The sequence below is a fragment of the Paenibacillus cymbidii genome, assembly GCF_004764705.1.
GTDB lineage: Bacteria > Bacillota > Bacilli > Paenibacillales > NBRC-103111 > Paenibacillus_AN > Paenibacillus_AN cymbidii.
In genome coordinates this window covers 19,426-44,712 of record NZ_SHLX01000004.1, presented here as the reverse complement: position 1 = coordinate 44,712, position 25,287 = coordinate 19,426, and the positions used below count along the sequence as shown (strand labels likewise).

The window sequence follows — 25,287 nt, the reverse complement described above, 5'->3', positions numbered from 1 at the left end:
CTCCTTTCCGCACCCCGCTGCGATTACAACGCCGACACTCGGGGCCATTGCAGCTCAACGCCTTCCAATGTCAGCCGCCGCTGGAAATCCGCCAGACGTTCCGGCGAATTCCTCACCCGAGCGGGCTCGTCGCCGTGCTGCAAGCAGTAAGCGGCAAGCGCCCCGGCGGCTTCGCCGATGTTCCACTCCACCGGGTGCAGGCGGAAGCAGCCGTTCGTGATATGCGTGACTCCGATATTCTTGCATGCCGGCAGCAGGTTGCGGACGCGAACCGGAATGAGGCAACCGAGCGGAATTTGAAACGGATAACAGGACAAATCGAGATACGGCCGCTGCCCCAACGTCGGGTGCAGATCGATCCGATAAGCGCCGATGCCCACCGAGTCGGCAAAAGGCTGAGCTCCCGCCTCGCCCCTGACCTCAGTGCTGATATGCTGCTCCAGAACGGTGAACGCCGCCTGGATTCGGCGCGATTCGCGAACGTAAGGATATTTGGCCAGCCCGTCCTCGGTGCCTACCGTTGCCTTGCTGAGCCGGATGCCCGGATAACCGAGCTTGCCGTCCGGTCTCGGCGCCTCCGTCTGCATCCAATACAGCAGCGACAGGCTGAGCTGCTTCGCTCCCGTCAAATGCCGCAGCCGTTCTTCTTCGCCGACATCGATAATCGACCCCAGCCAATAGTCGTTTTGCGGCCAGTTGACCGTGACGATGTCGCTTGCATAAGTGCCGGCGGCAAAATTGCTTTTGTCGATGATCCGCCGGTACGTCCAGCGGGAAACCGGACCGCCCTCGACAGGAAAAAACGGAAACGTAATCGGCTTGAGCGTAATATGGTGCGGATTCGTCCAGCTGAGCAATTTGCCCGACCAGAAGTCCGTATTGGCATAATCCCGCCAGAAATCATATTGGTCCGGCTTGTCGATCGTATGGTCTGCGCCCTCTTCGTATTCGATCGCAAAACAAGCAGTGATCGGCTGCATGTCCATCGGGTCCGCCGCTCCCGGGAGCGCATGCGGCTCGCCGGTCTGCGCTTGTGATTCCGAACCCGTCACATATTCCACGCCGCCCAGGGCGAGAATATCGCCGCATTCCGTGGCATCGAGAAAATAGTTCGCATGGAGCACGGTACGTTTCCCCGTTCCCGTATGCAGCACCGTTACCGCTTGAATGCTGTCGCGCTCCGTTTCCACGTGTACGGCTTTGGTTTCGTACAGAATCGTCAAACGGCCGCTGTGGATGTACGGCGCCAGCATCTGCTGCAGCACGGCAAGCGCCACGCGCGGTTCGTGGCATAAACGGCTGACCACGCCGTTGCCCGGATTCAGCCGAACGTTCGCTCGCGCTTCCGCCGTCAACGGAAAATGCCGGCGATAATAATCCCTTACTCCGTTGCGGAATTGACGGTAGCTGGCCGTGCAGCCGAATTGTTCGATCCACGGATGCTCGTCCGGCGGCACGGCCTGGCTCGTCAATTGACCGCCGATCCAATCCGTCTCTTCGGTCATCACCACCCTGCAACCTTGGCGGCAGGCGGCGAGCGCAGCCGCACAACCGCCAACGCCGCCGCCCAGGATGGTGATATCGCTTTTCACCTCATGCTGCATGGGTCGTTCCCCTCTCTTGGAATTGCTCATTGCAAGCTTACTCCAGTTAAGCCTGTTGCCAAAGGTACATTTGTACAGTGGATTGGTTCATTGTTATGATCTTGCCGGCTGCTGCCAGGCCACCTGGCAAAACTGTCCGTTCAGCGAGGATTCCTTTGCCTTCAGGCACATCAGGGCGCTCAACAAGCCGTCATCGAGCGTGCGAACCGGCGGTTTCCCGTCGCGGATCATCTCCACGAAGTTTTTGGCCAGTGCGGCATCGCCGCCGGCGTGGTCTTCCTCCTGGTCCAATTGGTAGGTTTCCACTCTGGGGGTGTGGTGCATATGCACCTGAATCCGGTTCGTGTAGAAATCGAACGCCAGCGTTCCTTTGTAGCCCATGAATCTTGCTCCGCGCGCTTCCGCCGTCCTGCGGACGAAAAAATTTTGCGAATAATTGACATGCATGCCGCTTTCGTAACGAATCAGGGCGCTGCCGGAATCTTCGTTCCCCGTATCTTCGGCAAAGCAGCAATAGGCCCAGTTTTGCCTGGTTTGCGGAGAGCTGAAAGCCGTGCTTTCTTCGCAGGTTTTATTTTCGCTGCAGTCGACGCACTTCAGTCCGGCCGGTTTTGTTCCTGTGAAAATTTGCTTGGAGGTCATGGCGCAGATGCTCACGGGTTTCAACTGAAGGATGGACGTGATGTAATCAAAATCGTGGGTTGCCTTCTGCAGGAACAGGCCGCCCGTTTCGTTCTCGTCGCGATACCAGGCGTGGAAATAAACGCCGCCGTAAGGGACGTTGTTGACTGCCTGTACGTGTTCAACCGTGCCGATTTTGCCGGAATCGACAATTTCTTTCGACAGAAGCACCAGTTTGCTGAGGCTGAGCGGGAAAGACACGAGTACGGGGGAACGTGCCGTTTCCCAGCCGCGCTTTAATTGCAGCAAGTCCTCCATTGTTGTCGCCACCGGCTTCTCCAGAAACAACGGGATGCCGGTGGGAAGCACCTTGAGCGCCATTTGCGTGTGCAGCGAACAGCGGGTGCCGATCAACACGCCGTCCAGCTCCGCCGACTCCAGCATCTCTTCCGGCGTGGAATAGAAGCGGACGGCGTTCCGCTCCTTTTCGTTCAATTGGTTGCGGATCTCGTCCTGCCGCGGATCGACAATAGCCGTCAGCCTGCAGGCGGGCTCATTTGCGATGATTGCTTGAACCATACCTTTGATCCGCAATCCATACCCGATCACGCCCAAATTCATCTTCATCATCCTTTCGTCAGGCGAAAGCGTCGGCCACAGCCACCACTCCCCCACAACATTCCCCCATCCTATCTCATCCCGGTTCCCCCGGACAGGTACATTCGTACACAAAGCTAATGCAAAGTTATGTTTGTTTGGCTTTGATTGCGCTGCTGCACCGCACCCGGGCTGCGTGGGCGGGATAGTGTATGTTCCGTCTTATTGGCTCCGATCCGGACGCCGACAGCGGTTTAAGCCGGTTTTTCCGCCTTATTGGCTCCGATCCGGACGCCGACAGCGGTTTAAGTCGGTTTTTCCGCCTTATTGGTTCCGATCCGGACGCCGGCAGCCGTTTAAGTCGGTTTTTCCGCCTTATTGGCTCCGATCCGGACGCCGGCAGCGGTTTAAGCCGGTTTTTCCGCCTTGTTGCTACTGAGGCCTATATACTTTACTGCGCTAAACCAGACTTTGGGACGGTGAATAGTCGAGAAATGGGGGAACTGGTAAAACCGCGGTGGCGAGTGTGAAGCGTGAGTGCGAATGAAGCGTGCGTGCGAGGAAGCTGTGCGTAAGAGGAAGCTGCTTTTGGCCGAAATTAGATGCGTCTGCGCGGGTTGATCGTCATTTTAAAGCAGAAATGCACTTAAATGCCGCCCTACAGACTAGTTCAATACACTTAAATGCAAAATAACACTTAAATATATTGTAATTAACAAATATTGGTAATTAAGTGGAAATTAAGTGTATTATTGCAGTTAAGCTGACCAAATCGGCCGTTTGAGACGAATTTAAGGTATTAATGCACTAAAGGTTCAGGTTCAGGTTCAGGTTCTGATTCTGCTTTTGGTCGTGCACCAGAGCCCTGAATCCGCAATCCCCGGAGCCTGCGTCGGTGATCCAGAACTTTTCTCTTATGCCGACTGTATCCGATTTGGCCTGCAGTGGCGAATAAGGATCGGACGATACGGACAAATATTAGCGGTTGGCCATCGATCGGAAAGCAATGTAGCCATCTCCGGCATCCTCGACGACGAATTGCTGCGCCGTACCGACGGATGTCCCCACCGCTTCGATCGGCACGTTCGTCTTTCCCGATTCGGCGGTGAGATACTTGCCGTCGATTTGATCCAGACCGATTTCGTAAGGTCTCATAGGCCAGGTCGACCGGATAGGATCAGGGTGTGGCACTGCCGCTTGCAACTCCCTCATACTCGTCCAAAAACCATTCGGCCGCTTTGGTCATAAAGATCGTGATTTCATTTTCCTTGAATGAAACGGTCATTTTGAGCGAGCCCAGATGAATATCCGTTATGTAGACCAGCATATTCAGTTTATGCTCTTCTACCCATGCCGCCGAAGCCAAGCAATCATAACCTTTACCGGATACGGTTCCGACGGTTTCACCGAGATGGTTCTTTTGTGGAAACGTCCCCTGAACTGTTTTCCCCAAACCGAATCGCAAACGGTGCCCGCCCGCGGCATTCTCGTATTCCCATATGCCTTCGTCCCCAAAAAAGCGAAGCCGCATCCGCTTGCTCCCCATCGGATTATCTTGAAAGGCATACCAGTTGCCATCAACCTTCCGTTCAAAGGAAGAGGTGGGATTGCCTTGTTGCGGCAAGATCCGCAGCGATTTCATCTTTTCGTTCAGGATCGTATTAGCCGCCTCATCATCAGGCAATGGGGACTCTCGAATGGCGTTATAAATATGTTCGCGAAACGCATGAACAAGGCTAACCTCCGCAGAAGGAGAGCCCTGTGTATCGGCCATACACGCAAATAACAAATCCAGATCGGGATAACAATAAGCAAGCTGCGACCCCATTCCCCGGAAAGAAAATCCGTTATCCCTTTCGATCCAGATTTGATAACCATATCCATTATGGCCGGAAAGAGAATTATCGATTTGCTTGGATGTCGCTTCACGAATATACGCTTCCGAAATAAGCTGACGATCGTGATAACGGCCTTTGTTCATGCAAACATAAGCCAGTTTAGCCATATCCCTTAAGCTGCACATAACGCCCGATCCTCCCCACGAAGTCCCTTCCGGCGTTTTCAAACACCAGGCATCCCGGGAGAAGCCAATGGGGTCCAGCAGCCGCTCGCGCATATACGACAGAAAAGGAGTCCCGCTTATCCGTTCCACAATCGAGGAGAGGATCACGGTAGCCGAGGTGTCATAGGAAAATACGGTTCCCGGAACATGCGAAGGTTTGTTGTGAAAGAAAGCGGCGGCCCAATCCGGATCATGGCGAGTATAAGCTGTTCGGCTATGAGGACTTGCCATCGTCAGAAGGTCTCGTACGGTTGCTTGAGCCAAATAAGGATGGACGACTTCCGGCAATTTGTCGTTAAAGAATGTAACCGCCCGGTCCTGCAGCGCGATTCTCCCTTCATCGATCAACATCCCTATTGCCAAAGATACGAAGCTCTTGCTTACGGAATACATCCGATGCATGCTTGTCGCCGAATAAGGCGCCCAGTAACCTTCAGCGGCGATTTTCCCATGACGCAGCAACAAAAATCCATGCATGTTGATTCGTTCCCTATGCAAGCTTTCGATAAATTGAACGATTCCCGAAGAGGGAATTCCTAAACGTTCGGGCGAGGATGACGGCGTGAACAGCTCGTGAAGGTTCATAAAATGATCCAACTCCTTTACATAGAAATGATCGTAAAAACCCTGCCCTCATGGCGAGAGCAGGGTTCTCCAGCTGATTATCCGGACATGCCGATTATACCGGCTGCCATTTGGCGTAAAGAACGGTATTCTTTTCGATCGGTTTGCTGAAATCATACTTGTTCGCATACGTTGCGTCATACCAACCTAAGAATACATACCCTTCTCTTGACCGCGTCAGAGGCGTAACCGTACTGCCCAGCGACGTTCCGTTTGCATTGACCGTCACGGTTTGGATAACTCCATCCCCTTCCCGCAAGAGGTCTTTATAAGTTAGCGTATAGGTCGCATTATAGCTGCCTTCCGTTACATAAACCGAAATCGGAAGCGAAAGACCATCCTCCAGTTTCACCAGGAAGGCTCCTTTCCCTACGGCCGGTTGACCCGTCAATACATTGGCAGCCGTATTCTGCAGGTCATGAAGACCTTTCGAAATGGTTTTTCCGAATGGTTCGCCCATGAAATTTTTTCCGATTTTTTTGGGGTCGCCCGTTACGGTGAGCACTAGGGGAACACCTTCCGTAATCGTGCCGCTCGTACCTCCGGAAGCATTGACAACGGTAAACCAGACATTATCGTTGTTCTTCCGCAAATCATACTTGGTTCCGGTCGGAACGCCGTACGTGCTGATCGTGACGGTCTGCGTCGCATTGCCCGTAATGTTGACCTGATACTTGCTGCCGACCGATCGCAAACCGGTTGGCCTTGTTGGAACAATCACATCTTTGCCGCTTTCGATCGCACCAATATCAGGCGCCGCGCCTGAGTAGACCGCCCCGGTGACAAAGTTGGGAATCGTTGTACCCGCGTCGTAACCGAGACTGCTGCTCGTCAGGCTGTAATCGCCCTCTGCTCTATTGTTGAACGTCGCCTTTTTGCTCGAGTCGGGTGCAATCGCTACGCCGGTTTTTACCCCGGTGATCCCGTGAGGCTCAACGATCGGCGCAGGCCCGCCGGTACTGGTATTATTCGTGGAGGTCGAAGCTCCGTTAAGCAAGTCGTAATCGTAAACTACTCCGGGATAATTGTATATATGCTTCAGTGTAATAACGTTCTGGCCGTTAACGGGACTATCCTGGGATTCAATGATATTGTTTAAATAATACGGTCTGTAAAGTTGCGAGTCTTTCCGGGTGATATGACCCATCGGACTAATCATCGTATTGTTAAACAGATAGTAAACGCCCAATCCCATTCTCCAATCGGTAGGATCGGTTCCGTGCTTGGTTATGCCCGTAACCTCTCCCCATTCATCGCCCAGGTTCGTGATCAGATTTCGATACACGTATAAGGGACCGATATAAACCGTATCCATTCCGATACCGCCATTAACGCCTTCTATTTTGTTGTTGTAGAACCTTACGTTCATATTGGAGCCTTCCAATTCGTAGCCGTCGCCCTGTGCATACGCAAAATAGTTTCCGTACACGTCGGAATCTACCCCGATACCGCCGTCTGCATCGTGATTTCCGTACGTTTCAGTGGGAGAGACAAAACGGTGATCGTCGCTTCCGACAATGTCGTTGTATCGAACGACGACGCCTACTCCGCCTCTTGCATACATGCCGCTTACACCCCACGGATGTTTTTCGTCCCACTCGTGGTACCCCGGCACATTTTCGTACCAGCCTCTGCCGCCGCCGGCGTTCCATGCATTGGATTTTGTTTTTGCATTATGAATAAAGTTCTTTTCAATGACGAGAAAACTTGCGTCGCTTATAAAGATACCGGAGTCATTGTTGATAGGCGTAGCGTTGGCAGAGTAAGGCTGCCCTACGCGCAAGTCGACAGCCAGATTCGGATCCGAATTAGCGGTAATCGTTTGTTTGCCCAAGTATTGGGTTACTTCTCTTCCGAAACCGGAAATATCGCAATTGATAATTCGGATGTTGTTGGCTGAACTGAGAACCGATATCCCGCTTCTTTTGCCTCCGCGGATAATCAGGTTTTCCAGAATCACATAGGAAGACTGCGCGACCATTACGGCTTCCCAAAATTCATCGGTGACTTCAACCACGGTCGTTCCGTCACCGACGATCCGGATATATCCGCTCGCCGTTCCATGCAACCCTTGAATAGACAGCGGTTTTCCCGGCTCATAGATCGATGCGATCGGGATAGTCGTGGCGATCGGAACGTCTTCTTTCCACGTTTTTATGGTTGAGGTGCGCGTGTAATTATCATTCAGCACTTTCACTTGCACTTCATAATTCGTGTCGGGCTCAAGACCGACGATAGAGCCTCTGAAATTTTTGTTTTGTGCATCAAATGCAAGTGGAAGACCATCTTGCCATGCGACATCTCCTACTTTCCTGTATTTCACCTCCGTAGCAGGATCAAGCGGAACTTGCATCGTGTTGGGAGATGCGACCGGAAGCGTATAGGTAATCAAATCTTCGGAAGTGTAACCTGTACCGAAAGGCGGAGCATAATCCAGATATACGCTAATATTGTTGAACGTGCTTCTTAACAGATAATCGTAATCGGGTATTTTGTTGCCGCCCCCGACGACGGTGGAAATGGAGGTTTTAAACCACTTATCCGGCGTTATGCCGTCAGAGTATTGAATTCTTACGCGAATCGTTTCGTTGCCGGGGCCGCCCGTATAACTGATGCCTCCTTCAAAGGCGCCGGATGTCGCATTATAACGGGGCTTCGGCGTTTCAACCCAAGCGTATCCGGTACTTCTCGGTTTTAGAGGGGTGACATAACTTGCCGGATCCGCCGACTTCCGCCATACGGTTACCTCGGCGTTCGGATCGCTTAACGGAATGCTATAATAGCCGTCTCTCGATTTGCCCGCGGCTGTAATATCAACACCCGGTACGGCTGTCGGTATAGCGGCTTCATCGGTAGTATGCCGGCTTTCATTATACAGAACTTCTGCCGTATTGCTCGCCGAGTTCCACGTGTACATGGCATCAAACGCATACATGATCGTATCCAAGGGGATAAAACTTAAAACGCCGTCTTTAAAAGGCATTTCGGTAGTAATGGTGCTGTACGTTCCACCCGTAACGGTTACTTGGTTGCTTCCGTATGTGGCTGTCATTTCATAATAATCGTTCTTTAAAACAAATTGGGTGTGATCGATCGATTCATAATATACCGCATATAGATAATGAGCCATCGCCTCGGCAGAAACCCATATTTTACCGTCGATAAACTTGGGCGGTACAATCGATTTCACGAATTTGCCGTTCACCGTTACCTTGATAGGCGATGCAGGACTTGTAATCGTCACAGGCGAATGCGTATAGGCCGAAATCATGGAACCGGGAAAAACAAGCGACATCAATACGGCAACAAGAAGTATAAATCGAAGATTCGGTCTCTTTTTGTTTGCCATTTAAAATCCTCCTTGAAAAGTTTTGCGAAACTTTTGCCGGATCTTTTCCTGCGATGAGAATGTCCGCTGAAAGGCCGTTCAAATCAATCGATTATTATCCATCCCTCCTTTTCTGGCATTTTCGCAGGTATGGTGCCGTTATGGTTCGGCTCTCGTCGAGTCAAGCAAATCGTAAACAACCGCTCCCTACTTTTCAACCAATCAATTTCCAATCGGGCATTATAATTCTACAAGCCCGGGCGTTTTTCTCCTTTCAGGTCGGTCTTGTTTTTCCGTCGGCATGCTAATTCTACAATTGCTTCGTTATTAAAAGATCAGAACAAACGGACAAACCCTTTTATCAGAAGTGCTCCGACAGTTGCTCCAGGATCTTGCAATCCAATTGATCGCTCAAGATACCTCCCGGCTCTTCCGTGTTTGGACTGCATGGAAATCGTCTCTTTCACACCATTGTCAGCAGCTTCGAGAGCTCTGTTCATCATTTCTTGTAACGAGCCTTGTTGGCAGTGTGCAAGAGCCATGGCATGGGCGGCAGGCACGAGGGAGTCTAGGATCGTTTTCTCTCCGACCTTGGCTTTGCCTCTATCGCTAATTCCCTTAATCATGGCCTCAAACAAAACAATCGAGTCCTCTTTGCTTAGCTCGTTCTTTCCCGCCAGTGCTTTTCCCGCACGAAGCAATGCGCTTGAGACAAGTGTTCCCATGGTTGAAGCGACCGTCTCTCCCATAAGAAGCGCGCTCTGTATCAAAATTCCGCCGATATCCTCATCGGCCAGGTTAGGCAGGTTGGAGACGATAGCCCTAAATCCCTTGGACATCGTCAATCCGATATCGCCATCCCCTAACGCCCCGTCAAGCTTGCACAAATAATCTTTATTTTCATCCATGATTCTGCTGATTTCTTCAAAAATCCAAATCAAATCTTTTTTCTGAAGCGAGTGCTTCATAGAAATCACCTTCCCGGGATGTGCGAACCTTAATTTTGAATGCGAAAAGGCGTAACGAACGGCGCTTCCATTAACCTCCCTAACTCGTCGTCCAGATATAGAATGGAAACAGAAAGACCTGCCATCTCTAATGACGTTGCGAATTCACCGATATAGCGGCTGTCAATGTCAATCCCCCGATCTGCAAGCAAGTTATGGACAGCCTGGTAAACAATATATAATTCCTCTAACGGCGTTGCTCCTAACCCATTGATCAAGACGGATACTTTTTCCCCTTTCTCAATGGGCATATCCTCAAGAATGGCGGATACGATCGTTGCGGCGACTTCATCAGCCGTTTGGATGCTTCCCCTCTGAATTCCTGGCTCACCATGAATCCCCATACCGACTTCCATCTCGCCCTCTCCCAACTGAAATGTCGGATGTCCTACCGCAGGCAGAATGCATGGACTAAGAGCTACACCCATTGTTCGTACTCTTGAATTCGCTTTTTCCGCAATTCTTTTCACTTCCTCCAGATCTGCACCAGTCTCGGCTTTTGCCGCAGCCAGTTTATAGAGATAGAAGAGCCCGGCGACGCCGCGGCGCTGTTGTTCATACCCTTTGGGCATCGAGGCCACGTCATCAGTCGCGACTACCGTCTCCACACGAATATTGTCCAAATCCGCAAGTTCTGCAGAGGTATCAAAGTTCATTACATCTCCGCCATAATTGCCATATAGATAAAGAACTCCTTTCCCTCCATGAATTGCCCGCGTTACATCAAGCATCTGCCGCGAACTGGGCGAAGCAAAAATATCACCCACAGCGACACCGTCAAGCATCCCTTTTCCAACGTATCCTAAAAATAACGGAAGATGCCCGGATCCGCCACCGGTAGCAATGGCAACCTTCCCATAAACAGGCGCATCCGCTCTGACCAGCGCACGATTATCGCTTCTCACGCTCCTAAGTTGATCGGAATGGGCGAGCAGCAATCCTCTCAGCATATCGTCAACAACGTTCTCAGGATGATTGATAAATTTTTTCATCATCATGATAAATAAGTCACCTCTTAGCTTTCGGTATACTTGCCATGAGCGAACTCGTTTCCGTCCTCCAGGCTAAATTTTGCAAATCAACTTTTCCAGCAGCAGCTCACGAAAAGCCTCGCTGTCAACATCCATGCAGGCCTCGACATTTCCGCGAGTATTTCCCAAGTCAAGCCATATGCTCTCTTCCGGAGCTATTGCAACGGTTTGGCCGGTACCTGCACGGTGATCATACTCGACCGTTACTTTCATTTTTCGTGTGGTAACCAACGAACGGTTCAACAATAAGGAGACGGCTAATGGATCTTGCATATGTGTTTTATCATTGCCGGTTTGACGGATATCCGGTCTCTTGGTGCGAATCACTTCAAACCATTGTTCTACCATGTTCGCCAGCATTTCGTTCAGCGGATTTCCTGATTTTCGCAACAGGTCGCATTCATTTTGCGTGAATCCTACTTTCATCGTAACGTCTAATCCAACCATCACAATCGGTGCTTGGGATGAAAACACGACGGAGGCCGCTTCGGGATCGCGCTTTACGTTAGCTTCGGCAGGTCTAAGCCCCGCTCCGTTGCCCCCCAGTCGGTGAGCTCCCCCCATCAGGATAATTTCCTTGACATTTTTGATGATCCGCGGCTCCCGGACCATGGCCACGGCAACATTGGTCAGCGGACCGAGAGCCACCAGTGTGATTTCCCCGGGATTGTTCATAATGGTCTTGATCATGAAGTCAACCGCATGCCCTTTCCATTCACTTCCGATGTCAACACCTTCATCCTCGCGACCGGCCTCCCAAGGCAATCCGTCAATGGTATGCCCGCCAGGACGATTGCGCAGCATCGTTTCGCTTAATCCGGGATAAACGTCGACGTCATCCCTTCCTCCCAGTTTCAGAATGTTTTTTGCAAAACGGGCACGTGGAAGCGCATCTCTGTAAACCGTTGTTACGCCTTCCAGCTTGATTTCCGGTGAATTCATGGCGAGCGCCAAGGCTATGGCATCGTCCGGATCCCCCCCGAGAACCGTCCCGGTTCCAATATCCGTATCTATGATGATTCTGTTCGCAGACATCTCTTTAACAACTCCTTCTTATGTGAGGCATTTCATTCCATACTTGTCGGCTGCCCCTCATTCATACTCTCGCCCTTTTTCCACAATAAACCACTCGCGGATATCACACGACCGTGCGCCGTGAATAACATATGGATCATTGATTGCAAGCTCTTCGGCTTCCTCTATCGTCTCCGCCCGGTAAATAACCATTCCGCCCGATCCGTCAACAAACCGGCCTTTAGCAAATATTTTGCTCTTCTCCTCCAGAGCCACCATATACGCTAAATGATCCGATCTAACTTTTTGGTTTATCTCTTTATTAATCAATGGCAACGTAACGACAAAATATTTCATATTCAGAGGCTCCTTCTGAAACCAATTATGAGAACGTTTACGGATTCAGAATAATTTTGCTGAAAATGGATTCCCCTTCCGTTAAACTTTGAAAAGAGGCGGGTCCTTCCGTCAAGCTGTGGGTGGCCGTCCACGGTTCCATCCTGATCTGACCGCCGGCCAACAGCTGAACCGCTTGTTCAAAATCCGCATCGGAATACGCATAAGAACCGATGATGGATACCTCTTGCCGTACAAGTCGGCTCATCTGGACCTGCGATTCCTCATGCCCCAAGCCGATCATAATGATTTTTCCGCCGGAATTAATCATTTGCAGCGCTTGTTTTCGAGTGGCCGTAATGCCGACACAATCAATGATCGTATCGATTCCTTGCGAAAAATAGTCATTCGCCCTGTATCCTAATTGTTCCGACATGACAACGTCCGCCCCCAGCGCCTTGGCATGGTGCATGCGCGCCTCTTGCTTCTCCACGACCAGAACGCGCCTCGCTCCCATTATCTTCGCGATTTGCAATGTGAGCAGCCCGATGGCTCCGGCGCCAAATATGAGAACATCTTCGAATGGCTCAAGCCCCCTCTTGACGGCATGGATACAAACCGCTAACGGCTCGGCCAAAGAAGCTAACGATGCGTTCATTTCCTTGGGAACGGGATACAAATTGGTCGCAGGTACAGCTACATACTCTGCAAAGGCACCGGACCGATGAATGCCGATCAACTCGCGCTTGCGACAAAGATGTTTTTTCCCCCGCCTGCAACGATCGCAGCTCCTGCAAGTGATAAGCGGATTCACAACGACCTTGTCCCCTGCAGACCATTCCGATTTTTGGCAGGATTGCAAGGCGATTTCAACGATCGTTCCGCAGCATTCATGTCCCATGACGAGCGGGGCAATCCTCACACTGCTATGACCCAAATACCCCTCCAATTCGCTCCCGCAAATGCCTACGGATTCCACTTTAATCAGGGCTTCGTTCGGGCCCGCCTTCGGCATCTCTTGTTCCTCGACGCGTATTTGCCGAGGTCCGTGATAAACCAGCGTTTTCATTGATTCCTACACCTCTACGCCATTCACGACATGCTTGGGACGCTCGCCGCTGAATATACGTTTAATTTCCAGAGCTGCATGCCGCTGTAATCGGTTTAATGAGCTTTCCGAATACCAGGCGCAGTGGCTGGTTATGAAACAGTTGTCGAATTGAAGAAGCGGGCTGCTCATCGGGATCGGTTGCTCTTCCAATACATCCAACGCCGCGCCCGCGATTTTTCCCGTTGTAAGCGCATCAATTAAACTTTCGGTTTTGATCACTCCACCCCTTGACGTGTTAACAAGGTAGGCGGTTGATTTCATTCGCGCAAAGGCTTCATCGTGAAACAGATGTTTGGTCTCTGGAGTTAAGGGAAGATGGACCGAAATCATGTCGCTTCTTTCCAGTAAAGAATGCCAATCGACCTTTTGCGTTTTCCATTCGTTACAAACGTGCTCCGGCACATATGGATCGTAAGCGATCGTGTGGATTCCGAAGCTTTGGGCTCTCCTTGCCACATCTTTTCCGATATTGCCGAAGCCGGCTATTCCGAGCGTTTTCCCTTCCAGGCCCATAATCGGTCGACACGGCGTCGTTTGCCAAACCCCCTGGCGCACCTGGGAAACAATTTGCGGGATTTTCCGAACGCTTGAGAGCAAGAGCGACATCGCATGATCGGCGACTTCCCCCGTCCCATAGTCCGGCACGTTGACAACAGGAATATGCCTGGCTTTCGCAGCTTGTATATCAACGCTATCGACACCGACGCCATACCTGACGATGATTTTGCAACGCTGCAAGTTATCGATGACTTCTTTGGTTATCGGTGCTCTTTCGATTAAAATCGCATCCGCATGTCTAGTCAATTGCATCACTTCATCCGGCGTTTTGCATTGTCCCGTTACAAATTCAAAGCCCATGGGGAGTAAAACTTCTTCTTCCTGATGCAAATCAGGGAAGCCATAGTCGGTCACCGCTACCGTATATTTGGTCATCTCATCATGCTCTCCTCGTTGACTATTGCCGGGCCATACTCTCCTGTAGTAACCGGAATATATTGCACCATATTCATATCCTCGGATTGAAAGGCATGCTCCCACATCTTGCTGTACATTTCCTTCACAAGAACTTTCGATTCCGGACGGTCCGCAATGTTGCGCATTTCATATGGATCCGCTTCCAGGTCATACAGCTCGTCGAAGTCGGTAGGATTATAGACGAACTTATATTGCTTCGTCTTGACCATCCGGCTTGTATAATACAATTCCGTCCCGTTGCATTGGGCGTATATGCTGTCCCGCCAGTTATCCGGCGTTTCACCTGACAGAAATGGAACCAGGCTGCGCCCGCTCATTTTGCCCAGCGGTTCCGCTCCGGCAAATTCGATCAATGTAGGAGCGATATCCATGAGTGTCACAAATTGTTCGACGACTCTCCCCGGGTTGTTGACCAGCTTGGGAGAACTCATAATCAGAGGTACGCGATACCCTTCATCGAACATACTGATTCCTTTGCAGTACAAACCATGTGCCCCCACATGTTCGCCATGATCGGAAACGACGATAATGAGCGTATTCTCCATCTGGCCGTTACGCTCCAAAGCATGCAGGACTTCCCCGAATAAATCGTCAATCAGCGTACAATAGCCCCAATAATGCGCGATGGATTCTTTCACTTCTTGTTCGCTAAGTTGGCTGAACACCTTGCGCATGCGTTGATAGATGCGGGGTTTATCCTGCAGATCGTCATCGTAATTGGGCGGTAGTTCGATTTGATCGGGATCATACATCGTGGCGTACCTTTCCGGAATAACAAAAGGATCATGCGGACCGTTCGGCCCGATATACATGCACCAAGGCTCTTCACTATCCTGCAACCGATCCAATTGCGAAATGGCTTTCTGCACACATACATAGTCGCTTAATTCGGTGTAGGATTTGTCCGAAGTGCCGTAAAGTGTATAGCCTCCCCATCCGGGACGCAAGATTTCCCCGCGTTTACGGCTTCTTTTCCCGCTTTCGCATCTCATTTCCCGGTATGCTTTTCTGCGTTTTCCCTGATCCAATGCCTGCTCCTTCAGGTATAATTCCGTCCACCCTCTGGATTGCGGCGTTTCTGCGGTCGAAACATGCCACTTTCCGGCATAGTACAATTGATAACCGCTCTCCGCCAGCTTCTCGGAAAACGTTTCGGTACCGGGGTTTAACTGGCTATGAATCGCCTGATCATTGGAAACGTTGTTGTATATCCCATGCTGCGAAGGATAAAGACCTGTCATGAATGAAGCCCTTGCCGGACAGCAATGTGCCATAGGCGGATAGGCGAAGTGAAAACTGACACCGTTTTCACTGATTTTATCCATGTTCGGAGTTTTACACGGGTGACCGGGAAATGTGATTTGTGCCTGCATTTGATCCGGCATAAATATCAAGATGTTAGGTCGGGATTGGTTTTTCAAAGGCATTCACCTCACGCCATATTTTTTCTCTTTTGATTGTCTTAAACTGTTGGGAAAACCGCACCGGACGGAGATGCGGCTTTCCACAATGAACGGAAATTATTTCTTGTTCTTTTTATTGTAATCGGCAATAAATTCTCCCATCATTTTGTCTCCACCGGTTCTGTGCCATTTCTCGATTTCCTTCGTGAAACCGGCTTCGTCAAATTTGCCCATAATAAATTGGGTGGCCGCATCCGTGATGATTTGTTCCAGTTCCTTACCGCGTTCCATGTAGGTTGCAGAGGTCAAAACCTTGGACGCATCATAAACACCGTATTTTTCATCATCTTGGTCGCTGCGATCCGATTTATCCAATAGAGCATGCTGCTTGGGCGGCATTGTGTTGTAAAATATCCAGGTTTTCAGAAGCTGGTTGCGTAAATCGGATACTTCCTTAAGGAATAATGCGCCGTCGGTGGTGAGCGCTTTGCCGTCTTCAACTTTGTAGTGCTTTCCTTCGATCCCTCTCGCCAGCAAGGTCGCCATTTCCGGTTCCGCAAGTTTGTCGAAGAAGGCGAGAATGCGCAGTAGCTCTTCCTCTGTTTTCACGGATGATTTAGGAATAAGTGTCAAGGTTTCCGTATTGATCTCACCAACCACTTTTTTGCCCTTCGGCTCCGTAAACGCTGTGAAAAAATCCACTTCCGCTTGTGGTACCGGTTTAACCAGAAGTGCATATAAGTTATAAGCGTTGCCGGAAACGGCTTGAACCATGCCCGCCTTGCCTGTAGTAAATGAGCCTTGCGTTTGAGCTCTCGTGGCAATCGCAAAATCCTGGTTCATCAATTTTTCGTCGTACAGGCGTTTCATGAATTTCAATACATCCATGTACGCTTTGGTCTCAAAATCGGGAACCAGTTTTCCGTTTTCGATCGTCCATCTGTTAGGGCCTCCATGCATAACAACGATGTTGTTAAGCTTGCCTAAGCCTTCCAGGGCAAGGCCAACCGTATCGTTAACGCCATTTTTGTCCGGATCATTTTGTGTAAACGCCTTTAAAACTTGATAGAGCTCCTCTAAGTTTTTCGGCTCCTTCAAACCTGCATTCTTAAGCCAATCGCTGCGGTAAATGAGCGATTGTCTGGTGATCGGCCGTGAAGATGGAATTCCATAGACTTTTCCGTCAATTTCAGTATAATCATAATACACTTTACTGAACGTGGATAAGTTTTTGAATTTGGACAAATGCGGACCGATTTCCCAAAACATACCGGATTTCATGGCACTTTGAATCGTGGGAGTATAGCTTACATTCACGACCTTAGGCAGCTCTCCGGATGCAATCATCAAATTGATTTTGTCGGCATAAGCTGCCAAGGGAATCCACTGAATGGACAATTTGGTATTCGTGAATTCCTCTATCCGTTTTTCGATTTCATTACCATCGGCGGGCGGTTCTTGCGCAGCCAGCGCGGCCATAGTGATTTCGAGGGGTTTTTCCTCCTTCTTGACTGCATTTCCTTCCGAATTCGCCGTTTTCGAAACCGTCGTACCGCTGCCATTGCCGCCGGTGGAGCAAGCAATGATCATGGAGAGCATCGAAGCAACTACCATCCATTTAACCGGTGTCAATACTTTCTGTTTTTTAGACATATTCTCACCCTCTCTTTGTATTAAAAACGGTCCCTTCTGTTTTCCAGATAGCCATCCCTCTCTGCCGAATAGTTCGTCCCCCCCTCAAGACTAGCCTTTTACCGATCCCAACAGAACGCCCTTAGCAAAATGCTTTTGCAGGAACGGATACACCATTAGGATCGGTACCGTCGCAAAGGTGATCACTGCCATTTTCACGGTTTCCGCCGGGAGAATCGTATCATCCAAAGAAGCTGAATCCGCGAAGCCGGATTGCGCCAAGATGACAATCTGCCGCAGCATAACTTGGATTGGCCATTTGTCGGAATCGTTCAAATAAATGATGGCGTTGAAATAGCTGTTCCAGTGCCCAACCGCATAGAATAGGGCAAAAGTAGCCAAAGCCGGTGCGGACAGGGGAAGCACAATGCTGAGCAGTATCCGCAAATCGTTTGCGCCGTCGATCTTGGCGGATTCCTGTAGTCCATCCGGAATTTGCTGAAAGAAGTTTTTCAGAATAATCAGATTGAATGCACTGATTGCATTCGGGATCATAAGTGCCCACAAGGAATTGATCAAACCTAGTGACTTGACAACGATATAGGTGGGAATCAAGCCGCCTGTGAACAACATCGTAAATAGCACGAGAATAAGCAAGGTTCGCCTTCCGCGCAGACGATGATGAGCAAGCGGATACGCCATCAAGGAGGTGAGCAGCAGATTGATCAGTGTCCCTGCAACGGTCACGTAGAACGAAATCATCATGCTGCGAACGAGTGTATTGGTCGAAAAAATATACTTGTATGCAACCAGCGATACATCAGTCGGAAAAAGCAGGAACGTTCCCTTAGCCACCACTTCTTCCGATGAGAAGGATGCGGAGACAATGTAAATAAAGGGAAGAAGCGCCGATAAGCCGATCAAGGTCAAAAAAATGACGTTAAATACGTTAAACAAACGCTCCCCGAAGCCTCGGTGATTCACCAGATTCCCTCCTCTCCCGTCCTTCGTACCGCCCAGTTGGCCGAGAGTACCAGAACCAGTCCGATCAATGATTTGAATAGACCAACAGCGGTGCTATAGCTGAATTGTGCTTGTGTCAAGCCGACCCGGTAAATGTAGGTTTCAAACACTTCCGCAACCTCACGGTTCATCGGATTCAGCATCAGAAAGATATGCTCGAAGCCGACATCCAAAAAATTGCCCAAACGGAGGATAAACAAGATCACGATGGTGCTGCGGATGGCGGGCAAAGTAATCAGCCATAGCTGATGCCAACGGTTAGCTCCGTCTATACGGGAGGCCTCGTAGAGCTGGGGATCGACTCCCGCCAAAGCGGCAAGGAAGATGATCGTACCCCAACCCGCGTCCTTCCAGATCGCCTGAAGCATAAACAGAGGCCGGAACCATTCCTCGCTCAGCAGAAAAGGGATCTTCTCCATTCCCATCGAGGCGATCAGATCATTCACGACCCCGCCTTCTGTTGTGAAGAAAAGATAAGAAATAGCGACCACAACGACCCAGGATATAAAGTGTGGAATATAGACCAACGTTTGGATTGTTCGCTTGAACAATTGAAGACGAACCTCGTTGAGAAGCAGTGACAATAAAATCGGTATAGGGAAATAAAAGACGATGTCGTACACGGCCAAAATCAACGTGTTTTTCAGAAGATTCATAAACTGCGGATCCGCAAACAGACGTTCAAAATGCTTGGACCCAACCCATGGACTGTTTAAGAACCCCAAATGCGGCCTATAATCTTGGAACGCCATAGCGATACCAAACATGGGTACATATTTAAACAAAATGAAAAAAACGATACCTGGAACAAGCATCAAATACAGCCATCGATCCATGATCAAGTCGGCAACCCACGGCCTGCGTTTTTTGACAGACTGAGTGCTTTGAAGAACGGTTGTCGCCATGGCGTTGTTCTTCATGTTTGATTTTCTCCTTTTCCAAATCGTTGTGGATACATGAAATGTAACGCGCCGTGTTCGAAGAAGTATATATACCTCAGTTAACTATTTCACCGAGATCGACATTGCAGGATCGATATATACAGAAGATAACCTATGCATCCACCCCATTTAGCCAATTGATCTGATAATAAGATAAACATCCAAGTTTCCTTAGTAAGCTTGGGTGTTTGTTCGTCCTACCACTGCATATGATCTTTACGATACTTTCCAGGTGTAACTCCGGTAACCTTGCTAAAATATCGGATAAACGGGGTTGAATTCGCGTAATTCAGCCGCGTGGCGATTTCCAGAATTGTCATATCCGTCTCGACCAGCCATTTCTTTGCGATCCGTAGCCGATGCTGCGCCAAATAATCACTGAAGGTGAATCCGGTTTCCTTCTTGAACACGCGACTGACATAAACCGGGTGAAAATTAAGTCTCGCCGAGCAATCTTCCAGCGTTAAATTCGATTCGAATTCCCTGTCAATTATCCGAATCAGATCTTCCGTTATCCGATTAATGTGCGATTCACGTTCATCCCTTAAGTGGTTGGCTATAGGAATCGCGATTTCGTCCAATATCCATCGTTTCCACTCTATCAATGATTTTCCTTGCAGCAAATGCTCGGCAACCTGCTTATCTCCAAGAACCTTCTCGGCTGACAAACCGGAATCGTAAAGCAACTCAGTCAAACGTCCGATCAATTGCATCAGTATAAATTGGAATTCTTGAACATGGATATTGGATTGGATGGCATGCAGCAAATAAACTTCCAAGCTTGCAGATATCCGCTCGGGATGCCCGAGCTTTACCGCATCGACAATACCCTTTTCCAACTGTTTGGGGTACACGGTTTTCTTGGTTCTGTTCAATTGAATGTCATCAATGTGCAAGATCATTTCCGATCCCAGTTGGAACCTATACTTCAGAGCCTCAAGACTTTCCTGGTAAGCACTCGATACATCGACAAGGTCGACATAAGAACGGCTGACCCCAATGCTTACTTTCAAGCCGAGGAATTCCGTTATCTTGATTCGAATATCTTCCGCAATCGAGAGCGCCCATCTGCTGCATTCTTCTTCCGTTTCAAATTCCGAAGCCAGAATCGTCACTTGCGAGTTGTCCATGGATACCGGCTGAAATCTTTTCATGGGATCTACTAAATCGCCCACAATATTCCCGATCGCGAAAAGTAACAAATCATTGTCTCGTTCCTGATAACGTGTATTCTTCAAAGTATCAATTTGGACGACAAGCACAATCAATCGCTTCCAAGCATCGGGAAAGCCCATTGCGGACAAGTGCTCCAGCAATTTGATTTTCGTGATTTTTCCGGCCAATAACCGCTGTACGAAGCTGTCCCTGAGTTGGACGGCATAGAAGGTCAATTGATCCTGCATCTGAAGACCGCTATTCATCAAATGACGAATACGTTGCGCCAAGTCGGCGAAATCATCCTTCACATCCCCCTCGTCTTTCTTGCCTAAGACACTTCGCAGAAATTGGACAAATCCCCGGATTGGCGAATACATCCAATGGGAGCCATATAGGGCTGCCGCTCCGAAAAGCAGGAATAACGCCGCACAGCTTGCCAATGTGAAGATCCCGATTTGTCGAGCCTCCATTGTAGACTTTTTGGCATCTTGAACAGCTAGATAAGTCCAACCGTGCTGGGGTGATTGGATAAAATGAATCCTTACATCTCGTCCTTCCCAATCCATCGGAAAGTTGCCGTTGCGACTTTGCAAGGACGCTATCTTTTCAGTAATCCGGTTTCGGACTTCCACAGATAATTCACCGATATTCGGATCACCGAGCACCGCTTGGCGGGAACGATCCAACACGAACAGGTTTCCCAGCTCATTTTGCGTCAAAAACTGCCGATTCAATTCACTTTTTTTGATTTTCAAAATCAGCAAAGCCCTAGTTTCCGCGGAAAAATTCAATAGTGGCACTTTGCAGATCAAATTCAAGGTTCCCATCTCCGGGGAGGAAGTCGAATCCGGCATCCATACCAAATTGTTGGTCATCGAATGATATCGTTCCAAACTTTCATAATCGGCAAGCTCCTTAAGGTTGCTTCCGAATCCATTATTTCCAATGTACCAGTTTTCCCTCACGTTAATCAGAAAGGCATCTTGCACACCGACGAAAAAATGAAGATTATGCAATCCTTGCGACAAATCGTTGATTTCCTTGAAGTCGGTGGTGGTAGTGAGCGATTTATTAAGCGCATTATTAACACTTGGCGAACTGACATATTGCATCACCACGTACTCCAGTACTTTGAGCAGCTGCTCCACCCGCATTTGGGTCTGCAACAAATTTTGCAGGTTGCCCTCGTCTACTTTCTCCTGAATGCCATTGGTTGCAATTGTATATGAAAACACTCCCAAAAAAAGAATTGGGAGTAACGTAAGAAGCGTGCTGAACACAAACCATCTTCTTAATAGTGAGGAAGCGAACACCGGCTGCACCTCTCCTATTATTTTTAGTTTAGTGAAGCCCATAAATCGGTCATGGCGATCATCGGGTTATGGCCCATATATTCGCGACACGGCTGATTAAACGCGGTATACGGTTTTCTTTGGAGCTCGGCCTGCAGTCCTCCATGAGGATGATAGAATTCCCATAAGGTTCCGGTTTCGGCGAATTTCACGGCTGTATGGTCAATCGCTCGTTCCAGAATCGCCAGGGCTGCATCGTTTCTCCCGTACAGCGTACAACCTCGGGCGACCCAATAGGTGATACTGTTCCAGGACGGCCCCCGCCACATGCGAAGCTCAAATGCCGGATCCTCCAGAGCGATGGTCGGAACCGGATGCGCAGTGAAAAACCGGTCGGGATTCAGCAAATTTTCATCGATCACGCGATTCGCTTGTTCCGCCGTTGCCGCGCCAACCATCATCGGCCACATGCCCTCAAACGTAAGGCGGCGGCTGTGAGGCTGACCGACCGACCAACTATCGTGGAATAGCGCCGTTTCTTCATCGAACAAGGCGCCGCGGATAAACTCCGCCAGCTGTTTGGCTCTGATTTGCCATTTACCGGATTCGGCAGGCAAATCAAGAAGGTTTGCCCACTTTGCAGCATAGACGTACATTTGATACACATGGGCAGTCGCATCGACGCACGCATAGGGACCCGGTGTGATATTGTCGTAACGTATGCCGTCATCGACACCGCTTTCCCACACCTTTTTCCAAAGATCGATATAATAATACCCTTCGTTATCTGCTTTCCGATTGGTTTCAAACCAACCGATTTGACGAACCAGGGCAAGATAGGCAGATCGAATCAAGTCGAAATCTTCGTACAGGTCGTGAAAATCTTGCACAGCCACCGGCCAAAACGGAGGATGCCCCTTCGCCGTACTCCATTTCACATCGCCGCCGCGGAACCAAATGCAGCCGGGGATCAATCCGTCGGCCGTTTGCAGGCTCAAGTAGTTTAGCAGTTGATTTTTGGCATGAATCGGCTGATAACGGAGCGTGTCCAGCGTCGCGTGGGTGAGATCGATATGACCGAAAGCCGGTCCGAAGCAGTACCCCGTTCCGATTTCTTCCCATGGATATGAAAAGGGAGGCTCCGGTTCCCGCGTGCACTTTCGATGGAGCTCTACCGTGTATTCCAGCATCGATCTCCACTCGGGCTTGCCCATGGCAAATACTTGCTGTTTCAAATTTCGCATGAATGCTCTCCTCGTCTTAGGAATGGAACGTGATGCCGGCTTTTAGAATCGTCTGATAGTAGTAGAAGATCGGGTAATAGTACTGGGCAAACTTCTTTGGACTGTCGCCCCAAAAAATGAGCGCATCACCGGCAATTTCCCTCGATTTCTCCCATCCTGGAGCAGCTTTGATTGCTTCCTCGAATGTAACTCGGCCGGCTTCCAAATAGCCCGGGTCGCCGGTGAATTCGTAGGCATACGAAAGCGATTCCAGACAAATCGGATTGCTGTGCAGCTGCTGTGTGCTCGGCAGTTCTTTATAATAAAACAGGCCCGCTTCTTTCACGTAACAATGCTCCACATAATCCTCCACCGCTTCCACGATCATTCGCTTGATCCGTTCTTCCGGGCGGATTCGATAATACCGCATCAGGCTGTTGACTGCGATGCAGATCATGAAGCCGGAACGATAAACGACATGGCCTGCAGCGGGAGCCAGCCAGGCGCCGTACTTCTTTTTCCAGGCTTCGAAATGATCGACGATTCTGTCGGCGGTTTGCAGCCATTTCTCGTCATGGGTCTCGTTGTACAAGGCTCCCAGACTGCGAAGCGCCCAACCGCTTTCTCTTGCGGAAATGCCGCCCTCGCCCTGGTAACGGGAAGTAGCCAGCAGCCGCCTCACATTTTCTCCGATGCCGATTGCCGCCTCGAGTGCGGATTGTTCTCCCGTCAGGTGGTAATAATCAAGCAAGCCCTCTACCCACTCATGACAAACTTTCACCTCGCCAGTTGCATGGTTGGCGGAGTGCATCACATGACCTTGAAAGCGCAGCGGGTCGGGGCTGTAATGGACAATGTCGACATCCTTCCAGTGCTCCGCCGCTCGCAGCAAATAGTCATAAAACCTTCTTTTCCCGGATCTCGCATACCAATGCATCATCGCATGAGGCAGATCATACTCGTTATTCACCCAAACCCAATCTCCGCCGCCCCTTCCTTGGGACGTATAGCCTTTATCCGGCGCATCGCCCCAATGCAGCATGCCGTACGTTTTCGAACGTCCGTCGGCCATGCGATAAAATCCGCGCTCCACTCCAGCTATCGTTCGATCGGCGGGAATCGGTTCGATAATGCCGGCGCGCTCGAAGGCGGCAGACTCGAGCACGGGATGATCCGGAAGCTGGAATTGCAGACTGCGCACATTCACCTCTTCCAGCGTTTCGTCCCCGCCGTGCACATGCAGGAACAAGCGGTTGGTTTTGGCCATCCCCTGCAGCATACGGATCGGATGACCGGCCGGAATGATGCCGACACGTATTTCTTCCCCTGTAACATCCAGCGATTTCGGGCAATTTTGCTGCGCCTGAAACAATGTAACGCTGATTCCGCCCTGCCGCTGTACGGACAAATCCGCCCAGCATGTACCCGCAAACGTTTCCGCCTGGTCTTCGATAAATTCTTTTTCGAGCAGCTTGGCTGTTAATAAACAAGACAACCGCTCTCCTGCCGATCCGCTTCTCATCCGCCGATCGTCTCCGGCGCGGCTGATCGCCAACCGAAGCCGATCGGATGTCCGAATAGCGGGAGCGGAACGAACATGCAATTCGGCAGCGTAAATCGTCTGCTCGCTCTCCGGCTCTTTGTTTACAATCTGATAATCGATCATCAGCCATGGTTTTCCGGCATACGCATAGATCCGCACGACAAAGTCGAACCACTGGCTTTCATCGGCACGACCGCGGTGCTTTCCTTTCGCTTCTACGACGCAACGAACCGGTCCCGCTTCGATGACGCGCCAGCCTGCTGCGGATATCACACATTCATACTCCCGACCGGCAGCATCGCAAAGCGACGGCCCGCTCACGTGATGGGTGGGATCACTTCCTTTTCGCTTCAACGATTGGAATAACCCCGTACCTCCCGGAGCCGTCAACTCGGCTTCTATCGCACCCGTGCGGATCGCAAGCGTACCATCGCCCTGATCGATCGTAACCGGTTCCGAAGGCGCCGCCGTAACACGATCCGTCGATATCTCGAACCGTTTGCCCCGATTGGCCGGAAGATCGGCGAGAAAATGCAGCAGCAGCCATTTTATGGAACCGTCGGACCACGTGGCGGTCACCCTTGTTTGCGTCGGTACCGCCACATTGCCATCGAGGACGGATACTCTTAACCAGTCGGTCAACACGCCTTTGGCGAAAGGCACCGCAATCGTGCATGGTTCCTCAAGCCTGGGATACATGGAAAGCTTCTCGAATTGGAGCGATATCATCGGCGCCTCTCCTTCCGGCACTGCAAGAATCTA

At 50.1% G+C, this 25,287-nt stretch carries 19 protein-coding genes; 1 reads left to right on the top strand and 18 read right to left on the bottom strand.

Annotated elements, in window-relative coordinates:
* Positions 1 to 23: 23 nt before the first annotated feature.
* Together EXY20_RS07265 and EXY20_RS07260 are read right to left on the bottom strand one after the other, a co-directional pair.
* Complete coding sequence (locus EXY20_RS07265) at positions 24 to 1,604, bottom strand: FAD-dependent oxidoreductase (RefSeq protein WP_135549210.1); 1,581 nt, start codon at positions 1,602 to 1,604, stop codon at positions 24 to 26.
* Positions 1,605 to 1,697: 93 nt separating this feature from the next.
* Positions 1,698 to 2,900, bottom strand: coding sequence for a Gfo/Idh/MocA family protein (locus tag EXY20_RS07260; RefSeq protein ID WP_235885404.1), 1,203 nt, complete (start codon positions 2,898 to 2,900; stop codon positions 1,698 to 1,700).
* A 134-nt stretch (positions 2,901 to 3,034) separates the two neighbouring features.
* Between EXY20_RS07260 and EXY20_RS07255 the strand changes: the two genes are divergently transcribed.
* Positions 3,035 to 3,352, top strand: coding sequence for a hypothetical protein (locus EXY20_RS07255; protein ID WP_135549209.1), 318 nt, complete (start codon positions 3,035 to 3,037; stop codon positions 3,350 to 3,352).
* A 448-nt stretch (positions 3,353 to 3,800) separates the two neighbouring features.
* Here the strand turns inward: EXY20_RS07255 and EXY20_RS38820 are convergent, their stop codons facing one another.
* From EXY20_RS38820 to EXY20_RS07180, 16 genes are all read right to left on the bottom strand, one after another.
* A complete protein-coding gene (locus tag EXY20_RS38820; RefSeq protein ID WP_167859046.1) occupies positions 3,801 to 3,977 on the bottom strand; it encodes a fascin domain-containing protein in 177 nt (58 codons plus the stop codon).
* Between the two features lie 22 nt (positions 3,978 to 3,999).
* Positions 4,000 to 5,469: a serine hydrolase domain-containing protein gene (locus tag EXY20_RS07250; protein WP_135549207.1), complete on the bottom strand. Its 1,470-nt coding sequence runs from the start codon at positions 5,467 to 5,469 to the stop codon at positions 4,000 to 4,002.
* A gap of 94 nt (positions 5,470 to 5,563) precedes the next feature.
* A complete protein-coding gene (locus EXY20_RS07245) occupies positions 5,564 to 8,857 on the bottom strand; it encodes an InlB B-repeat-containing protein (protein ID WP_135549205.1) in 3,294 nt (1,097 codons plus the stop codon).
* A 314-nt stretch (positions 8,858 to 9,171) separates the two neighbouring features.
* Positions 9,172 to 9,804 (bottom strand): dihydroxyacetone kinase subunit DhaL, encoded by a 633-nt coding sequence (gene dhaL, locus EXY20_RS07240; protein ID WP_135549203.1) that lies wholly within the window; start codon positions 9,802 to 9,804, stop codon positions 9,172 to 9,174.
* 29 nt (positions 9,805 to 9,833) lie between these two features.
* On the bottom strand, positions 9,834 to 10,835 hold the full coding sequence (locus tag EXY20_RS07235) for a dihydroxyacetone kinase subunit DhaK (RefSeq protein WP_135549753.1): 1,002 nt from the start codon (positions 10,833 to 10,835) through the stop codon (positions 9,834 to 9,836).
* Between the two features lie 72 nt (positions 10,836 to 10,907).
* Positions 10,908 to 11,909, bottom strand: a complete 1,002-nt coding sequence (locus tag EXY20_RS07230; protein WP_135549202.1) for a nucleoside hydrolase — start codon at positions 11,907 to 11,909, stop codon at positions 10,908 to 10,910.
* A gap of 57 nt (positions 11,910 to 11,966) precedes the next feature.
* Positions 11,967 to 12,245, bottom strand: coding sequence for a YciI family protein (locus EXY20_RS07225; RefSeq protein WP_135549200.1), 279 nt, complete (start codon positions 12,243 to 12,245; stop codon positions 11,967 to 11,969).
* Positions 12,246 to 12,282: 37 nt separating this feature from the next.
* A complete protein-coding gene (locus tag EXY20_RS07220) occupies positions 12,283 to 13,293 on the bottom strand; it encodes a zinc-dependent alcohol dehydrogenase (protein WP_135549198.1) in 1,011 nt (336 codons plus the stop codon).
* Positions 13,294 to 13,299: 6 nt separating this feature from the next.
* On the bottom strand, positions 13,300 to 14,268 hold the full coding sequence (locus tag EXY20_RS07215; RefSeq protein ID WP_135549197.1) for a C-terminal binding protein: 969 nt from the start codon (positions 14,266 to 14,268) through the stop codon (positions 13,300 to 13,302).
* A complete protein-coding gene (locus EXY20_RS07210) occupies positions 14,265 to 15,731 on the bottom strand; it encodes a sulfatase-like hydrolase/transferase (RefSeq protein WP_167859045.1) in 1,467 nt (488 codons plus the stop codon). Before EXY20_RS07210 ends, EXY20_RS07215 begins: the two co-directional genes overlap by 4 nt.
* Positions 15,732 to 15,830: 99 nt before the next feature.
* The gene (locus EXY20_RS07205) at positions 15,831 to 17,366 is read right to left on the bottom strand and encodes an extracellular solute-binding protein (RefSeq protein ID WP_135549194.1); all 1,536 of its coding nucleotides are present in this window, start codon (positions 17,364 to 17,366) and stop codon (positions 15,831 to 15,833) included.
* Between the two features lie 90 nt (positions 17,367 to 17,456).
* Positions 17,457 to 18,332 carry a carbohydrate ABC transporter permease gene (locus tag EXY20_RS07200; RefSeq protein ID WP_135549192.1) on the bottom strand — a complete coding sequence of 292 codons (876 nt, stop codon included), beginning with the start codon at positions 18,330 to 18,332 and terminating at the stop codon, positions 17,457 to 17,459.
* A complete protein-coding gene (locus EXY20_RS07195; RefSeq protein WP_328592509.1) occupies positions 18,326 to 19,273 on the bottom strand; it encodes an ABC transporter permease in 948 nt (315 codons plus the stop codon). The genes EXY20_RS07200 and EXY20_RS07195 overlap by 7 nt, the downstream gene beginning before the upstream one ends.
* A gap of 233 nt (positions 19,274 to 19,506) precedes the next feature.
* Positions 19,507 to 21,780: a helix-turn-helix domain-containing protein gene (locus EXY20_RS07190; RefSeq protein ID WP_167859044.1), complete on the bottom strand. Its 2,274-nt coding sequence runs from the start codon at positions 21,778 to 21,780 to the stop codon at positions 19,507 to 19,509.
* Between the two features lie 23 nt (positions 21,781 to 21,803).
* Positions 21,804 to 23,003, bottom strand: a complete 1,200-nt coding sequence (locus EXY20_RS07185; RefSeq protein ID WP_135549186.1) for an MGH1-like glycoside hydrolase domain-containing protein — start codon at positions 23,001 to 23,003, stop codon at positions 21,804 to 21,806.
* A 16-nt stretch (positions 23,004 to 23,019) separates the two neighbouring features.
* On the bottom strand, positions 23,020 to 25,254 hold the full coding sequence (locus tag EXY20_RS07180) for an exo-rhamnogalacturonan lyase family protein (protein WP_135549184.1): 2,235 nt from the start codon (positions 25,252 to 25,254) through the stop codon (positions 23,020 to 23,022).
* Between the last annotated feature and the right edge of the window lie 33 nt (positions 25,255 to 25,287).